Origin of the sequence: Alcaligenes faecalis (assembly GCF_005311025.1) — a bacterium.
GTDB lineage: Bacteria > Pseudomonadota > Gammaproteobacteria > Burkholderiales > Burkholderiaceae_B > Alcaligenes > Alcaligenes phenolicus.
On record NZ_CP031747.1, the window covers coordinates 2,614,248 to 2,630,424 of the forward strand.

Sequence of the window (16,177 nt, forward strand, 5' to 3'; positions counted from 1 at the left end):
ACTGGAATCATATGGATAAAACACTAATCATTGCCGAGAAACCTTCAGTCGCCGTAGATATCTCGCGGGCATTGGGCGGTTTCACTCGAGAAGGTGATTATTTCGAAAGCGATCGCTATGTGCTGGCCTCCAGCATCGGCCATCTGCTGGGCCTGGTGGCCCCTAATGATCCGGTCCGCGGCAAGTGGAGCTTCACACATCTACCTGTTATTCCCCCTCAGTTTGAGCTCAACCCGACTGACAAGAAATCGACTGAGCGCTTGAAACTGCTGGTCAAGCTGATCAAACGAAAAGATGTCACCGCTGTTATTAATGCCTGTGACGCGGGGCGCGAGGGTGAGCTGATTTTTCGCTACATTATGCAGTACGCCGGCGCGAAAAAACCGGTGCAAAGGCTTTGGTTACGTTCGATGACACAATCGGCGATCCGTGAAGCATTTGAAAACCTGCGCGACGATGAAGACATGAAACCGCTGGAAGCGGCGGCCCGTTCGCGCGCTGAAGCGGACTGGCTGGTGGGCATTAATGGCACGCGTGCCATGACGGCTTTCAATAGCAAGGATGGCGGTTTTTTCAAAACCCCCGTGGGCCGTGTGCAAACCCCCACGCTGGCTATCGTGAACGAGCGCGAGAACCGCATTCGCCAGTTCGTGTCGCGCGATTACTGGGAAGTACATGCAGACTTTATTGCCGCTGCAGGCCTGTACACCGGCCGCTGGTTCGATCCCAAGTTCGTCAAAGACGAGCATGACCCCGAGAAAAAAGACTCGCGTCTGTGGTCCCTGACGGCGGCCCAAACCATTGTGGCCGCGTGCCGCGAGCAACCCGGCGTAGTCACCGAGGAATCCAAGCCCAGCACGCAGATGTCGCCCGCCTTGTTTGATTTGACCTCGCTGCAACGCGAAGCCAACTCGCGCTTCGGCTTCTCTGCCAAGACCACCTTGTCCTTGGCGCAGACGCTATACGAACGCCACAAGGCGCTGACTTACCCCCGTACCGATTCGCGCTATCTGCCTGAAGACTATATAAGTACGGTGCAAGAAACCATGCGTGCGCTGGCTGACAGCGGTACGCCTGCCAGCGCTTCGGTACAGCCGTTTGCGCAGGAAGTGGTCGAGCAGAAATGGGTCAAGCCCAACCGTCGGATTTTCGACAATAAAAAGGTTTCGGATCACTTTGCCATCATCCCCACCTTGCAGGTGCCTCGGGAGCTGAGTGATGCCGAACACAAAATTTACGAGCTGATCAGCCGTCGCTTCCTGGCCGTGTTCTTCCCGGCCGCGGAGTTCCGCGTCACCACGCGTATTACGCAGGTGTCCGGTCACCACTTCAAGACGGAAGGCAAAGTGCTGGTCAAACCGGGCTGGCTGGCTATTTATGGCCGCGATGCCCAAGGTGAAGATGCCTCCCTGGTGCCGGTTGCTGACGGCGAGAAGGTTCGCACTGAAGACGTGAACACCAAGGCCCTGGCTACCAAGCCACCTGCACGCTTTACGGAAGCGACCCTGCTGTCGGCCATGGAAAGCGCCGGCAAACTGGTAGATGACGAAGCCTTGCGCGAAGCCATGTCCGAGCGCGGTCTGGGTACGCCAGCCACTCGTGCTGCCATTATTGAAGGTCTGCTGAACGAAGCCTACTTGCGTCGTGAAGGCCGCGAACTGGTGCCTAGCGCCAAGGCACGTCAACTGATGACTTTATTGTCCGGTCTGGGCGTGAGCGAACTGACTTCGCCCGAACTGACTGGCGAGTGGGAGCACCAGCTCAAGCAGATCGAGCAACGTCAGCTGGATCGGGACGTGTTCATGCGTGAAATCGCGCAGATGACGCAAGTTATCGTCAAGCGCGCGAAAGAATATGAGCGCGACACGGTTCCGGGTGATTACGCGACCTTGCAGACTCCATGCCCTAAGTGTGGTGGCGTGGTCAAAGAAAATTACCGTCGTTATGCCTGCACGGCTTGCGATTTCTCTATCGGCAAGCACCCCGGTGGTCGCACCTTCGAGCTGCCTGAAGTTGAAGAGCTGCTTGCCAAGAAAGAACTGGGCCCACTGCCTGGTTTCATCAGCAAGATGGGTCGTCCCTTTGCGGCACTTTTACGCATTACCGACGAGTACAAGCTGGAGTTCGACTTCGGCCAGAACGACGACGATGATGACGAAGCCCTGGATTTCAGCGGCCAGACCCCGGTCGGCCCCTGCCCCAAGTGCCAGTCTCCCGTCTTTGAGCACGGTTTGCGCTATTTGTGTGAAAAGTCCGTTGGCCCTTCCAAGAGCTGCGACTTCCGTAGCGGCAAGGTGATCTTGCAGCAAGAGATCACCCGCGAGCAGATGGCCAAGTTGCTGGGTGAGGGCAAGACAGACTTGCTGGATGGTTTCGTGTCCTCGCGCACCAACCGCAAGTTCAAAGCCTTCCTGGTGCGTCAGGCAGACGGCAAGATCGGCTTTGAGTTCGAGCCTCGTCCAGAGAAGCCAGGTCGCAAGTCGGCCGCCAAGAAAACGGCGACCAAAGCGGTGGCTAAAAAGACGGCCGTGAAGAAAACAGCGGCTAAGAAGACGAGCGCTAAAAAATCGGCCACCAAAAAAACGGCCGCTAAAACCGCACAATAATCTGCCGGCCCACTACATCGATCGCAACAAGGCCCGCGCCATCAACTGCACCCCAAAAGTTGGATATTGATCCAACCTTTGGGGTGTTTTTTATGCCCCACCACGTGACACCTCGCTAGCCGACCCACCCGCATTTTCTCTGTCAGCCGACTTATATTAAAATAAGAATCGTTTTTATTTACCTTGCCGATTCTGCTCCTATTTTTGCCTCGCAGGCAGCTTCCCACCCATGCCGACAGAACCCCGTGCTTCATCCCGCCACCGGCGCAATTCGCTGGTCGACGCCTTATGCGAACACTACGATGATCTGCTGGCTCAATTACGCCGCCGCTTTGGTGCTCATCATTTTGCACAGGATGTGCTGCACGACGCCTGCCTGCGTTTGCTGGAACGCCCCCAGCGCCCTGAACCCCGCTCCCCCCTGGCCCTGCTACGGCGCATCTTGCACCATCTGGCGATTGATCGCTACCGCCATGACCAGCGCCGATGCAAGCACGACGAGGGTCACTTCTGGCCCGAAGACCAGGTATGCCCGGCGGCCACTCCTGAACAGCATGCGTGTACCCGTCAAGCATTGGACCACCTGATGCAAGCGATTCAGACGTTGCCTCCCCGCTGCCAGGAGGTATTCATCTTGCATAAGATTCACCATATCAGCCAGGCAGACGTCGCTCGCCTGCAAGCTATCTCGGTCAAAACCGTAGAAAAACATATACGGCTGGGCATGGCGCATTGTCGCCGTCATATGGAGCGTTATTAAATGAGTTCCACTCCTGGCCCCATCCCGCCCGCTCAAGATCCAGCTACTGAATCCCAACTGGACGAACTGCTCAATCAAAATCAGGGAACACTGCGTGAGCAATTTCCTTTGCCAGACCTAGAACAACTGGCTCGCCAGGCCAACGAACGTAAACGCAAACGAGAACGGCGACGCGCTAGCTCCGGCTTGCTGGTTCTCGCAATCGCGGCAACAGGACTGTGGTACGGGAACCCGGCTTGGCAACACGAATCGATTAGCAGCATGGCTCACGCTCAGCAACGCGTTACGCTATCCGATGGTTCGATCGCCGTCCTGGACCGTGATACCCGGCTATCGGTCACCTGGCGGCTACGTAGCCGGGACATACAGATGGAGCAGGGCCGGGCATATTTCGATGTCAGCCACTCGGCCTGGCGTCCATTCCAGGTGCAGGCCGGCACGGTACAAGTCCGCGTCCTGGGCACACGTTTTGCGGTTGAACACAAGCCCGATACCGTTGCCGTGATCGTAGAGCAAGGACGGGTGCAGGTCCGCGACCAGGCACATCACCCGGACATCCTCCGTGTCTTGCAGGCTGATCAACGGCTGCTAGTCGATGCTGCCGGGATGGGACAAATTGAAACTGTGCAGGCCGACACGCTGCTGGCCTGGCAACGCGGTCAACTGCTGATCAATGATTTACCCCTGGAGCAAGCATTGCATCAACTACAAGCTTATCTGCCGCAAACCCTGCGGGTGTTGGACCCTGCCTTGGCCCAACGCAGAGTCAGCGCCGTTTTTCAGCTTACGGCTTTGGACCAACTGCCAGCCTTGCTACCCCAGGTCTGGTCAATCGAGCTTCAGCCACAGGCTGATGGCAGCCTACTGGTCCTCCCCCTTAAAAAGTAATTCTTTGTAAGCGAGGTAGGGAAGCCGGTCTTCTGAATCGGCTTAGCTATATCAGTCCTCCTTTCAAGGTACTTTGTCCATGCGCCTGACGCTCTCTACTCCCTTGGCTGTCCTGGCTCTGGCCAGCATTGGCACCGCTGTTCATGCCCAGACCCTAAGTTTCAATCTACCCGCCCAGCCTTTGGGCACCGCGTTAACCCAGATTGCCAGTCAAGCAGGCATACAAGTCTTTTTCACTCAGGATCTGGTCGAGCATCGCCTGTCTCCCCCCTTGCAAGGCAGCTACACCGCTGCTCAAGCCTTGCACGCCGTACTGAACGGCTCGGGACTGGCCCCTCGGCAGGTCGGGGCCGACTCCTACACCTTGCAGACCGTCCCTTCGCAGGCCCAGGACGCCCCTATCCGACAAGGTGAGACACTGGCCGCCGTTACCGTTGTGGCCTCACGGACCCCAAAATCCATTGACGAAACCGCCAACACGGTCTGGGTCATTGACTCAAAACAAATTGCCGAGCAAACCGGTGCAGGCGCCTCCCTGAAGCAAATGCTGGGACAACTGATTCCCGGACTGGATCTGGGAGGGCAATCCCGCACCAATGCAGGCCAATACCTGCGAGGCCGTCCCACTCAAGTCATGATCGACGGCATTTCTCTGAACGGCTCGCGTCAGTTAAGCCGACAGTTTGATTCCATTGATCCTTTCAATATCGAACGCATTGAAGTCCTGTCAGGGGCCACCGCTATCCACGGAGGCAACGCCACAGGCGGGATCATCAATATCATTACCAAACGCGCCGAACCCGGTCCGGCTCGGTTTGTCTCCGAGCTGGGGGTACGAAGCGGCTTGCAAGCGGGCGATGACCTGAACACCACCCTGTCGCAATCCGTAGAAGGCGGCAACGACACCCTCCAAGGGCGACTGGCCTTGTCACTGACCCGTAATGGCGGCGCCTATGACAGTCAAGGTGAACGCGTCCTGCCCGACATTACACAAACAGACTTGCAATGGAACCGGTCCCTGGATCTGATGGGCTCTTTGAATGTGGATCTGCAAGAGGCGGGCGAGTTGCGTCTACTGGCGCAATACTACGATTCCGGCTTTAAACCGGGCAAAGCCCTGTGGCTACGTCCCGGTCCCAATGACAATATTCTCAACCCGTCGGAACTGGATATACGCAGCGGTTTTGACTCGGACTATAAGCCCCGCACCGAACGCCAGATTCTGGCGGCGGACTACTTCAAGGGTGATGTGCTCGGTGGCCAGGACCTGTATCTGAAGGCCTACTATCGCAATGAATCCATGCGTTTTTATCCCTACCCGGATTCAGACGCCAACCCGCTTGTTCCAGGCAAACGCATCTACAACTGGAGTGTTTCAACTCAGGAAACCCAGACGTACGGGCTGAAAGCCATGCTCAACAAGGACTGGGACCGCTTCAGCTTGAACTACGGTGTGGACTACGATCACGAAACCTTCAAAGCCACCCAAACCATGTTCGACATCAACAAAGCGATGGACAGTGGGGGCCTGGAGTTTGACAAGGTGGCCAGCCTGCCGCGCTACCCCGGTTTTCGCAATCACATATTGGGGGCCTTCGCACAGGCTGACCTGCATCTAACTGACAAACTAAGCCTGAGCGCTGGAGTGCGCAAGCAACACGTCCGTGTGCAGGTGAATGACTTTGTTCAGGGGATACAGCAACGCCTGGTTCTATCGGGCTACGGCCAGTCTGCCGATTCCATTCCAGGCGGGCGCAACAGCTATGGGACGACCTTGTTCAATGCCGGCTTGATCTACAAGCTCAGCCCGGCACAGCAAGTATGGGCGAATTACTCCGAGGGTTTTGAACTGGCCGATCCTGCTAAATACTATGGAACAGGCGCCAGCTATTCACTGATCGACAATCACTGGACACTGGGTCGCCACATCAGCGTGACAGACTCCTCCATGGCGGCCATCAAAACCCGCTCGACCGAAGTGGGCTGGCGCTACAACGACGGCCCACTCTCTGCCCAGGTCGCCTTGTTCCATTCGCAATCGGACAAGTCGATCGCCCTGAACCGCAGCACGTTAAATATCTCACTGGTGGACTCCAAAGTACGTAACTACGGTCTGGAAGGACAAGTAGACCTGCGCCTGAACGATGGCTGGAGCACGGGAGCCAGCTTGCTCTTGATTCGCAATGAAGAGCTGAAAGACGGCCGCTGGCAGCGACGCGGTATTTACTACTCCAGCCCGTCCAAAGCCACCGCCTATATTGGCAAGCAAGGCAATAACTGGGCCGTACGCGCTCAGGTGGCCCATTCGATGAAACTGCGCAGCGACATCCCCAGCGTGGGCGGCGGTCAGCAACAAGAATCCTTGCCCAGCCTGACACTGGTCGACCTTCTGGGACGCTACCAGTTCGATCACAGCGCACAAGTCAAAGGCACGCTGTCACTGGGGATTCAGAACCTGTTCAATAAATCCTACGAAACTCGATGGGGTCAGCAGGCCAAGCTGATCTACAGCGGCATTATCTCCCCCAGCGTGCTGGATTTTCGGGGCCAAGGGCGCACCTACGCGCTGACCTACACCCTGCAATACTAAGGAGCTTTCCCATGCGAACCCGTTGGATAGTTGCCCTGCTGGCCACCAGTGGCGCACTGGCCTTGCCAGTACAGGCGCAACGTATGTGCAGCCCCACCGCCAGCAACTTACAAACAGCCGTGGGGCCGGGCGTTTACGAGTTGGCCTACAGCCCCAGCCAACAAGCCGTCTATGCGGCAGTGGCCGGTGGCTTCAAAGACGATGCACTACCTAGCAGCCTGGTGCAGCTCGATGCCGCCAACTTGCAGGAAAAAAGCCGCCTGCTCTTGCCTTATCGCGCCTTTGGTCTGGCCTTGGACGATCAGGCCAAGCGCCTGTACGTAGGCCACTCCCTGCAAGGGCGCATCAGCGTAATCGATACACAGCGCAATCGCAGGCTGCACACCGTACAACTGAGCCAGCCCCGCGCAGATGGCAAGCGCTACGAGCACGACTTGCGTGGCCTTATTCTGGACAAAACTCAAGGCCTGCTATTTGTACCCGGCCTGTCGGCCGGCGAAAGCGTACTCTTTGTGCTGGATAGCCAGAACCTTGCCCTTAAGGCCCGTATCCCCGACCTGGGCTTTTATCCCACCGGCTTGGCCCTGGATGAACAAGGCGGGAGATTGTATGTCTCCACGATGGCGGCGGAAATCGTGGTAATCGACACCCGAGCCTTGCGCATCCAGGAACGCTGGACTCTGCCCGGCGTGCATCAACCCATCAATCTGGCCTACCACCAGGATCACCTTTATGTGACTGACCAGGGGCTCGATTCCATTACTCCCTGGCAACAGCGGCTTTTGCCCCAACGCGACTGGAGTGGATCACGCCAGCAAGTGCTGATGCTCGATGCCACAAATGGGCGGATTCTCGCGGCACAGCTTGCTCAGGGCAATCCACTGGCAATCAGCGTTGACCCCGCGGCGAACCTGGCCTACGTGTCCGAGCGTAGCGACCGACGTGTTGCCGCCTACACACTGGATACCTTGCGCCCGGTAGCCGCAGCCACCACCGACAAGCTGACCAACAGCCTAGCGCTGGATACCGGCAGCGGACGCGTCTATGTGTCCTTAAAAAACCCCGCTAAAGGAGAGGAACTGACGCAGGAGTCTGTGGGCCTGCTCTGCTTTGAACCCTGGTCGGGCACGCCTCAAAGCGGCCAGTAAAACAGGGCCTTGGCCAGCACCACTATCAAGAGAACGTGGGCGAAAACACTCAGATGAATGATCCGGGACCGGCGCGCCGTCATGGTTTTGCGCCGGCTCATCACCATAACGGATAGAAAGTGTCCAAATACGCTTAGCGCTAGAGTGATCTTTACGCCCAGTATCCAGGCCCTGGCCCCGCCGACCTCAAACAAGGCCCGATGCTGCCAGGCCAGACTCAAGCCCGCACCGTAGAGCAATAACAAAACCCAAGGCATGATGCGGCGCGCCCGCCGCCCCAAGGCATACTCGAACTCCCGCATCGATGGGCGGGAAACCTGACGCGCCAAAGGCGACAACATCAGCACCTCGAAAAACACAGTGCCGATAAAAAAAATCGCAGCCAGAAGGTGAACCAACAACAGGAGGAAATAGCTCATGAACAGCGCTCAGGAAAGCAGACGATTCATCAACGGTACACCAGGTCTCGCGCCCACAAACTGACTTCTGGCACATAGCTGATCAGCATCAAGCAAGCCAGGATGACGACTACAAAAGGCAGCAGGGGACGTATCAGTTTTTCCAAAGAAATCCCGGCCACTGAACAAGCCGCAAACAGGTTCACACCAAAGGGCGGTGTCACCATCCCCAAGGCCAGATTGACTACCATGATGATGCCAAAATGCGCCGGATCAATGCCGAACTGCACGGCCACCGGCAACAACAAGGGAGCCAGCACAACGATCGAAGCCGACGTTTCAACGAACATCCCCACCACAAACAAGGCCGCGTTCACACCCAGCAAAAACATCATGGGGCTACTGAACAATTCCCCCAACCAGATCCCCATGGCAGCCGGAATGCCGGTGCGATTGAGCAGGAAGCCAAACACACCCGCATTGGCGATGATGAACATGATGACCGCCGTGGACACCACGGAACGATGCAGCACCTTGGACAGGTCGCCCCATTTAACGCTGCGGTAGACAAACATGCTCACGATCAAGGCATAGACTACCGCCACCGCCGAAGCCTCGGTAGGCGTGAAAATACCCCCGTAAATCCCGCCGAGAATAATCACCGGCATCAACAAGGCCAGCCACGCCTGACGGAATGCCGTCCAGACACCCAAACGACCCACACCGTCCTGCAAACCCAGACCATGGCGACGTGCATACAGCCACACATAAAGCATCAAGGCGCCGCCGATCAACAAGCCAGGGCCAATACCCGCAACGAACAGCTCGCCTACCGACGTGTCCGTGGATACGGCAAACAAAATCATGGGAATGGACGGCGGGATGATCACCCCCAACTCCGCCGCTGAGGCCTGCAAGGATGCCGCGAACGGTGCCGGGTAGCCATGCCGGACCATAGCAGGGATAAGAATTGCCCCGACCGCAAAAGTGGTTGCCACACTGGAACCGGCCACCGCCGCAAAAATCATGCAGGTCAGCACACAGCTGCAAGCCAGACCACCCTGCACACCACCCACCAGGCTTTTGGCAAACTCCACCATACGGTTGGACATGCCGCCCGACTCCATCAGGTTGCCTGCCAGAATAAAGAAGGGCACAGCAACCAGAGGATACTTGTCCAGAGCTGCATACAACTGCTGGGCGATGACCAGAAAAGTCATGCGCCCCTCCCAGGCTACCCCCGCCATATTGGCCAGCCCCACGGCAATCGCCACGGGCACCGTCAATACAAAAAACAGCAGCATGGACACAAGCATGATCTGGGACACGATACGGTCTCCGGTCTAAACAGATGCCCGTAGGGCATCGAGAGTTCGGTGGTGCTTTACAGGCACGGAATCAGGTCTTGAATTAGAGCTGCGTGTTATCGACCACAGCAGGCGCAGGTTTCTCCAGCCAACGGGCCAACAGGCCCAAAATGGCCAGCACGGCACCAATCGGGATCGCGATATACACCCAGGAAATGGACCACTCCAGACTAGGCATGGTCTGAAACCGCACCCGCCAGGTCATTTGAATGCCGACCCAGGTCAACAGGCCGAAGAAAGCCAGACACGTAATCAGCACGGCCACATCCAGCCAATGCTGCGTCCGCTTTCCGACCCAGAGCCGCAGCACATCCACGCTTAGCATGGCACCCTGACGCAAGGCCAGACACAGACCCAGCATGACTGTCCAGATCAGAGCGGCACGTGACCAGGCCTCGCTCCAGTCGGCGGGCGACTGGAGCACGAAACGAGCGATCACTTGATAGAACGCAGCCGCCACTGCCGAGAGCAGCAGCAACTGCGTCACCCAGGACACCAGACGAAACAGGCCCTTATCCAGAACGGACAACAGAGCTTTCATGATGAATGCCGTTTACTGAGTCTGACGGATAGATTCGACCAGTTCCTGGCCGAACTGTTTGTAGTACTGGGGATAGACAGGCTCTACCGCTTTGGCAAACGCGGCATGGTCAACTGTATTGACCTGCATGCCTTCGGCCTTGACGGCATCCACGCCGGTTTTCTCGATATCGTCCACGTAGTCACGCATGGCCTGGGCAGCCGTTACGCCGGCATCTTTCATCAACTGCTTGTCCTGATCGGACAGGCCGTCATACACCGCCGGAGACATCAGCACCAAGGCCGGGCCATACACGTGAGCCGTCAGCGACAGGTACTTTTGCAGCTGAGGCAGCTTGGCCGACACAATCACGGACAAGGGATTTTCCTGGCCGTCGATGGTGCCTTGTTGCAGGGCGGTCGCCACTTCCGGCCAGGCCATAGGCGTAGCCAGAATGCCGATTTCACGGAAAGCGGCAATATGAATGGGGTTCTCTGTGGTGCGTATCTTCAGGCCCTTGGCATCAGCTGGGGTGGTGACAGGACGCACATTATTGGTCAGGTGACGGAAACCTTGCTCGCCCCAGGCCAGCGCCACAATTCCGCGTTTGGGAAATTCAGCCAGCATGTCCTGACCGATCTTGCCATCAAGCACATGACGGGCATGTTGCAGGTCGCGGAACAGGAAAGGGATATCGAACACGCCAGTCTTGGGCACAAAGTTCAGGGTTGCGCCGGTAGACACAATCGCCAGATCAATCGTGCCCAGTTGCAAGCCTTCAATAACTTCGCGCTCGCCGCCCAAGGCGCTGTTGGGAAAGGCCTCGATGGTGTAGTTGCCGTCCTTTTCCAAGGCACTGGCAAAGGCTTTTGCACCCGCACCATAGTGAGAGCTGGTGGACAAAGCGTAAGCCAGCTTCAAGGAAGTCTGGGCCGTGGCCGCTCCCGCCGCCAGGCCCAAGCCCAGCATCAAACCTGCGGCCAAAAGACGGTTCTTCATGTGACGGTACATCATGCATGCCCCTCCTGTCTGAATGGATCAGTGTATTTAATGCGTAGTGCTCGGACTGGGACATAGGGGTTTTTACGCCTGTGTCCCAGCCGGGCACCTTATTCTTCTACGTACCAGTTATCTTCGGACAACATGACCTGTTGATGGCCATAGCCCGCTGGCATCATGGGGAAACAGTTTTCCAGCGCCAGCACTTCCACGTTAAGGAAGAACGGACCATCGTGGGCCAGACAACGCTCCAGCGCCGCATCCAGCTGATCGGGATGCTCCACGCGTTCGGCTTCCCAACCAAAGGCGCGCGACAAGGCCACAAAATCGGGCATGGCTTCGTTATAGCTGTGGCTGTAACGACCATCGTGAATCAGCTCTTGCCACTGGCGCACCATGCCCATGTGGCGGTTATTGCACAGAATCACCTTGATCGGCGTGCGATGCTGCACAGCGCTGGCCAGTTCCTGAATATTCATCAGTACCGACGCGTCACCACTGACACACACCACCAGCTTGTCCGGATGCGCAATCTGCGCCCCAAACGCAGCAGGTACGCCGTAACCCATGGTGCCGGCTCCACCCGAAGTCAGCCAACGGCGAGGACGATCAAACTTGATGTACTGCGCAGCCCACATCTGGTGCTGGCCCACATCGGTAGAGACGATGGCATCACGGCCTTCCAGATGCGCGTCCAGACGTTGCAGCAAGTGCTGCGGCAAGATGGCGTCGCTATGAGGCGTCACTTTCAAGCACTCTTGTGCACGCCACACGCCAATACGCTGCCACCAGTCATTCAAGCGACCTTCAGGCAATTCGTGATGCGACAGCTCTTTGCGCAGGGCGCGCAGTAGGGGATAGCAATCACCCACCAGAGCCACATCAGCACGCACCACCTTGTCGATGGAACCGGGGTCGATATCAATATGAATCTTGCTGGCATGGGGGCAGAAATCGGACAGACGGCCGGTAATGCGGTCGTCGAAGCGAGCGCCCACACAGATAATCAGATCCGCATGGTGCATGGCCAAGTTGGCTTCCAGCGTGCCGTGCATGCCCAACATGCCCACGAACTGCTCATCACGTGCAGGGTAGGCACCCAGGCCCATCAAGGTCAGTGTGCAAGGTGCGCCAGTTTCCTGAACCAGGCTGGTAAAGGCATGGCTGGCATCGGCCCCGGAGTTGATCAAGCCACCACCGCCGTAAAACACAGGGCGGCGAGCATGCGCAATCATGGCGGCGGCGCGTTTAATCGCCGCTTCCTGGGCAGAGGCCGGAGCGGCAGGAGCCAAGAGGCTGTCAGCCTCGTCCTGGGCCGGCGCGTCGCTGCTGGCAGCGGGCAGGGTGGCGATCTGAATATCTTTGGGGAAGTCCAGCAGCACCGGACCGGGGCGACCCTGGGTACACAGGCGCAAGGCCTTGGCCGTCAGGGAGGCCACGTCTTCAATACGACGAACCTGGGCATTCCACTTGGTCACAGGGCGGGAAATGCCAATCGCATCGCACTCCTGGAAAGCGGCGGTACCAATTGCGGTGGTCGCTACTTGACCACTAATACACAGGACAGGAATAGAATCACACAAGGCATCGAGCAAACCGGAGGTGGTATTGGCCATACCGGGGCCTGATGTCACCAACACCACGCCAGGTTTGCCGGTGCTGCGGGCATAGCCTTCGGCCGCATGTACGGCAGCTTGCTCGTGACGAACCAAAATATGACGAATTCGCGGTTGGGCATGAAGAGCATCATAGAGCGGTAACACCGCTCCGCCAGGATAACCAAAAATGGTATCTACACCCTGAGCGATCAAGGTTTCGAGCAAGATTTGCGCGCCGTTGTGGGCGGTCGTTTCAAGTGACATGGTTGCGTAGCCCTGCATGTTTTGTAAGATAGAGATCGCCGTCCAGTTTATCCCCTTTTACAGGCTGATTCCCCATGGTCACTCAACGCCAACCCTGGCACGTCGTTAAACCATCCAAACTGCATGGCAACGGCGTCTTTGCGCTACGCGATATTCCAGCCGGAACGCGCATCCTGCAATATGCTGGCAAGCGGCTTACGCCGGAACAGGCCGATGCCTTGTTCCCCGTCAATCCGGATGAGCCTTTCCACACTTTTTTCTTTGCACTGAGCAATGGCAAAATCGTGGACGGTGGTCAGGGAGGCAATGATTCACGCTGGATCAACCACTCTTGCGCCCCCAACTGTGAAGGTCACGAGAACGCCGATGGCTCGCGCGTCTTTATTGTGGCCATGCGCGATATTCCTGCCGGGGAAGAGCTTTTGTATGACTACTCGCTGGTCATCGACGATGAAATTACCGAGGAGCTCAAGCAGAACTACCGCTGCCTGTGTGGCGCTCCTCAGTGCCGTGGCACCATGATTGCCCTGCAATCAGATCGCTCCCAGGCTGTTGCCGACGAGCTACGCGAAGTGGCCGCAGAATTGGATGCGGAAATGGAACAGGCCCGCAAAACGCCGGTTTCATCCAAACAAAAAGCCGCTGATCTGAAGGCCACTGCCATTAAGCAAGCAGAAAAGGGCGAGTCCGATCAGGATAAAGATGAGGACGCGGATAGCGATAAAGAATCCTCAAGCGAGAAAGGCAAAAAGGATAAGAAGAGCAAAAAGAAGAAAAAAGAAAAAGCCAAAAACAAGGATAAAAATAAAGACAAAAAGCCTTCCAAAAAGGACAAAGAAGGCAAAAAAGGGAAAAAGGACCGTAAAAAAGAGTAAGCTGTCCCCCAGCTTGCATTAGCCCAGGCTGCCTCACCGGCAGCCTGCACCCTTGCTAATCACCCGCACAGCAAGCCCGGCAACACCCCTGTCGGGCCTCTCAGAGCGCCACACACAGGCCCATCTGTCGTGCCGGGCCAGGTTTCAGACCTCATCAGCTAGGCGAAGCACCAACCCCCATATTGCGTGTGCCCTCGCCCCCATCCCTATCGTCTCTCCCCAGGCCAATGATGGCCCGCGGGTGCTATTGCACCGGGGGAAATTACTCACTGCCAGCCCCGTCTTTGACCGCTAGCATGTAGCTTTATTGCCAAATCTGACAGACCTCATGGATTCAAGTTCTACAGATACACCTGATAATCACGCCGCCTCGCCCGCCGAATCCGGCCTGCGTATTCCTTTGCAAATAGAGGACTGGGCTTCGGTCCTGATCATGGCGGCCCTGGCTTTAATTACCTTTGCCAACGTGTTTGTGCGCTATCTGACCGATAGCTCCTTTGCCTGGACCGAGGAAATCTCCATCTTCCTGCTGGTGGTCCTGACCATGAATGCCGGTGCCAGCGCCTGTGTGCGCCACTTGCACATTCGTATTGAAGTCTTTGCCGATGCGGGCACGGTGCGTCGTCAACGCCGCCTGGCCCTGTTTGGCATTGGCATGAGCCTGCTGTTCTTTGTCGGCATGGCCATTCTGTCCGGCCGCATGGCCCTGGACGAGTTCGAGTGGGGCGATACCTCGCCCTCCATTGGTGTCCCGACCTGGTGGTACAGCATGTGGCTGCCCATCCTGTCTACTACCCTGAGCCTGCGTTTGCTGGGCATGTGGGTGCGTCGTTGGCAGGCTAAATCATGATTGCAACCTTGCTGTTTGTCATCTTCATCGGCCTGATGCTGGTGGGCGTGCCGGTGGGCGTGTCCCTGGGTATAGGTGGTGCCTTTGCGATTTTGATGTCCAACCTGGATACGCACTGGTTTGGCCTGATGGCCGTGCCGCAAAGCTTTTATGCCGGTCTGGCCAAATACCCCTTGCTGGCCATTCCCATGTTCGTGCTGGTGGGCTCGATCTTTGACCGCTCGGGCGTAGCCAGCCGTCTGGTGAACTTTGCGGTAGCGCTGGTTGGCCGCGGCCCTGGCATGCTGCCCGTCGTTGCCATCGGCGTGGCCATGTTCCTGGGTGGCATTTCCGGTTCCGGCCCGGCCTGCGCGGCCGCCGTGGGCGCGGTCATGATCGGCGCGATGAAACGTGCGGGCTATCCCGGTCCTTTTGCGGCCAGTATTGTGGGAGCGGGTGCAGCCACCGACATTCTGATTCCCCCCTCCATCGCCTTCATTATTTACTCGGTGCTGGTGCCCGAGGCCTCCGTACCTGCGCTGTTTGCGGCCGGTATGTTCCCCGGCATTCTGGCGGGGATTGGCCTGATTATTCCGGCCATCTGGCTATCGCGCCGTCACAAGCTGGGATTGGCCGAGGCCGAGCTGCCACGTCCACCATTCTGGCGCAGCCTGCGAGAAGCCGCCTGGGGCCTGATTGCGCCTGTCATCATTCTGGGCGGGATGCGCCTGGGCCTGTTCACCCCTACTGAGGCCGCTGTAGTGGCCGTGTTCTACGGCCTGTTCGTGGGCATGGTCATCCATCGCACCATCAAGTTCCGCGATCTGTTTTTGATCCTGCGGGAAGCCGCCGAACTATCAGCCGTCATCATGATGGTTGTGGCACTAGCCGGTATTTTTGCCTGGGCGCTGTCCACCCTGAGCATTATTGACCCCGTCACCAATGCCATCATCAATTCCGGTCTGGGCGAGTACGGCATTCTGGCGCTGATGATTGTCATGCTGATTGTGCTGGGCATGTTCCTGGATGGCATTTCGATCTTCCTGATCTTCGTGCCGCTATTCATGCCGATTGCCTACAACTTTGGCTGGCACCCCGTCTGGTTCGGGGTCCTGCTGACCTTGAACGTGGCTCTGGGCCAGTTCACCCCGCCAGTCGCCGTCAACCTGATGGTCGCCTGCCGTATCGCGGGCGTCCCCATGGAAAGCACCCTGCGTTGGGTAGGCTGGCTGCTGCTGGGCATGGGCTCGACCATGCTGCTCGTTATCGCAGAACCCGAGATTGCCCTGTGGCTGCCACGCTACCTGGGCTTTAACTAAAACCACAAGACTGAAA

Annotated in this window: 13 protein-coding genes; 8 read left to right on the forward strand and 5 right to left on the reverse strand. The window is 57.5% G+C overall.

The genetic code is table 11. The features are described from left to right. Window positions 1-11: 11 nt before the first annotated feature. The 5 genes from D0C27_RS12080 (at window position 12) to D0C27_RS12100 (ending at window position 7,992) form a co-directional block, all read left to right on the forward strand. Complete coding sequence (locus D0C27_RS12080) at window positions 12-2,606, forward strand: DNA topoisomerase III (protein ID WP_060186565.1); 2,595 nt, start codon at window positions 12-14, stop codon at window positions 2,604-2,606. Window positions 2,607-2,835: 229 nt separating this feature from the next. Continuing rightward, complete coding sequence (locus D0C27_RS12085; RefSeq protein WP_115634773.1) at window positions 2,836-3,366, forward strand: RNA polymerase sigma factor; 531 nt, start codon at window positions 2,836-2,838, stop codon at window positions 3,364-3,366. Further along, window positions 3,367-4,254: a FecR family protein gene (locus D0C27_RS12090; RefSeq protein ID WP_115634771.1), complete on the forward strand. Its 888-nt coding sequence runs from the start codon at window positions 3,367-3,369 to the stop codon at window positions 4,252-4,254. 79 nt (window positions 4,255-4,333) lie between these two features. After that, window positions 4,334-6,844, forward strand: a complete 2,511-nt coding sequence (locus D0C27_RS12095) for a TonB-dependent siderophore receptor (protein ID WP_060186568.1) — start codon at window positions 4,334-4,336, stop codon at window positions 6,842-6,844. Window positions 6,845-6,855: 11 nt separating this feature from the next. Continuing rightward, entirely contained in the window at window positions 6,856-7,992 is a 1,137-nt protein-coding gene (locus tag D0C27_RS12100; RefSeq protein ID WP_137431073.1) for a YncE family protein, read from the forward strand. Here the strand turns inward: D0C27_RS12100 and D0C27_RS12105 are convergent. From D0C27_RS12105 to ilvB, 5 genes are all read right to left on the reverse strand, one after another. Beyond that, the gene (locus tag D0C27_RS12105) at window positions 7,977-8,411 is read right to left on the reverse strand and encodes a CopD family copper resistance protein (protein WP_060186570.1); all 435 of its coding nucleotides are present in this window, start codon (window positions 8,409-8,411) and stop codon (window positions 7,977-7,979) included. The two genes, D0C27_RS12100 and D0C27_RS12105, sit on opposite strands and share 16 nt — an antisense overlap. Before the next feature lie 29 nt (window positions 8,412-8,440). Then, window positions 8,441-9,718 (reverse strand): TRAP transporter large permease, encoded by a 1,278-nt coding sequence (locus tag D0C27_RS12110; RefSeq protein ID WP_026483870.1) that lies wholly within the window; start codon window positions 9,716-9,718, stop codon window positions 8,441-8,443. A gap of 82 nt (window positions 9,719-9,800) precedes the next feature. Further along, on the reverse strand, window positions 9,801-10,298 hold the full coding sequence (locus tag D0C27_RS12115; protein ID WP_009463607.1) for a TRAP transporter small permease: 498 nt from the start codon (window positions 10,296-10,298) through the stop codon (window positions 9,801-9,803). A gap of 12 nt (window positions 10,299-10,310) precedes the next feature. After that, window positions 10,311-11,276 (reverse strand): TRAP transporter substrate-binding protein, encoded by a 966-nt coding sequence (locus tag D0C27_RS12120; RefSeq protein WP_035269947.1) that lies wholly within the window; start codon window positions 11,274-11,276, stop codon window positions 10,311-10,313. Between the two features lie 110 nt (window positions 11,277-11,386). Then, entirely contained in the window at window positions 11,387-13,156 is a 1,770-nt protein-coding gene (ilvB, locus tag D0C27_RS12125; protein ID WP_060186572.1) for a biosynthetic-type acetolactate synthase large subunit, read from the reverse strand. A 56-nt stretch (window positions 13,157-13,212) separates the two neighbouring features. On the opposite strand from ilvB, the gene D0C27_RS19690 reads away from it, so the two are divergent. From D0C27_RS19690 to D0C27_RS12140, 3 genes are all read left to right on the forward strand, one after another. Next, a complete protein-coding gene (locus D0C27_RS19690) occupies window positions 13,213-14,013 on the forward strand; it encodes an SET domain-containing protein (RefSeq protein WP_035269291.1) in 801 nt (266 codons plus the stop codon). 328 nt (window positions 14,014-14,341) lie between these two features. Then, entirely contained in the window at window positions 14,342-14,863 is a 522-nt protein-coding gene (locus tag D0C27_RS12135) for a TRAP transporter small permease (RefSeq protein WP_060186573.1), read from the forward strand. Continuing rightward, window positions 14,860-16,161: a TRAP transporter large permease gene (locus D0C27_RS12140; RefSeq protein ID WP_035269297.1), complete on the forward strand. Its 1,302-nt coding sequence runs from the start codon at window positions 14,860-14,862 to the stop codon at window positions 16,159-16,161. Before D0C27_RS12135 ends, D0C27_RS12140 begins: the two co-directional genes overlap by 4 nt. The last annotated feature ends 16 nt before the right edge of the window (window positions 16,162-16,177 follow it).

Bases quoted from the DNA above. Each gene is read 5' to 3' on its own strand.
- D0C27_RS12080 (WP_060186565.1), top strand. From the start codon at position 12: ATGGATAAAACACTAATCATTGCCGAGAAACCTTCAGTCGCCGTAGAT.
- D0C27_RS12085 (WP_115634773.1), top strand. From the start codon at position 2,836: ATGCCGACAGAACCCCGTGCTTCATCCCGCCACCGGCGCAATTCGCTG.
- D0C27_RS12090 (WP_115634771.1), top strand. From the start codon at position 3,367: ATGAGTTCCACTCCTGGCCCCATCCCGCCCGCTCAAGATCCAGCTACT.
- D0C27_RS12095 (WP_060186568.1), top strand. From the start codon at position 4,334: ATGCGCCTGACGCTCTCTACTCCCTTGGCTGTCCTGGCTCTGGCCAGC.
- D0C27_RS12100 (WP_137431073.1), top strand. From the start codon at position 6,856: ATGCGAACCCGTTGGATAGTTGCCCTGCTGGCCACCAGTGGCGCACTG.
- D0C27_RS12105 (WP_060186570.1), bottom strand. From the start codon at position 8,411: ATGAGCTATTTCCTCCTGTTGTTGGTTCACCTTCTGGCTGCGATTTTT.
- D0C27_RS12115 (WP_009463607.1), bottom strand. From the start codon at position 10,298: ATGAAAGCTCTGTTGTCCGTTCTGGATAAGGGCCTGTTTCGTCTGGTG.
- D0C27_RS12120 (WP_035269947.1), bottom strand. From the start codon at position 11,276: ATGAAGAACCGTCTTTTGGCCGCAGGTTTGATGCTGGGCTTGGGCCTG.
- ilvB (WP_060186572.1), bottom strand. From the start codon at position 13,156: ATGCAGGGCTACGCAACCATGTCACTTGAAACGACCGCCCACAACGGC.
- D0C27_RS19690 (WP_035269291.1), top strand. From the start codon at position 13,213: ATGGTCACTCAACGCCAACCCTGGCACGTCGTTAAACCATCCAAACTG.
- D0C27_RS12135 (WP_060186573.1), top strand. From the start codon at position 14,342: ATGGATTCAAGTTCTACAGATACACCTGATAATCACGCCGCCTCGCCC.
- D0C27_RS12140 (WP_035269297.1), top strand. From the start codon at position 14,860: ATGATTGCAACCTTGCTGTTTGTCATCTTCATCGGCCTGATGCTGGTG.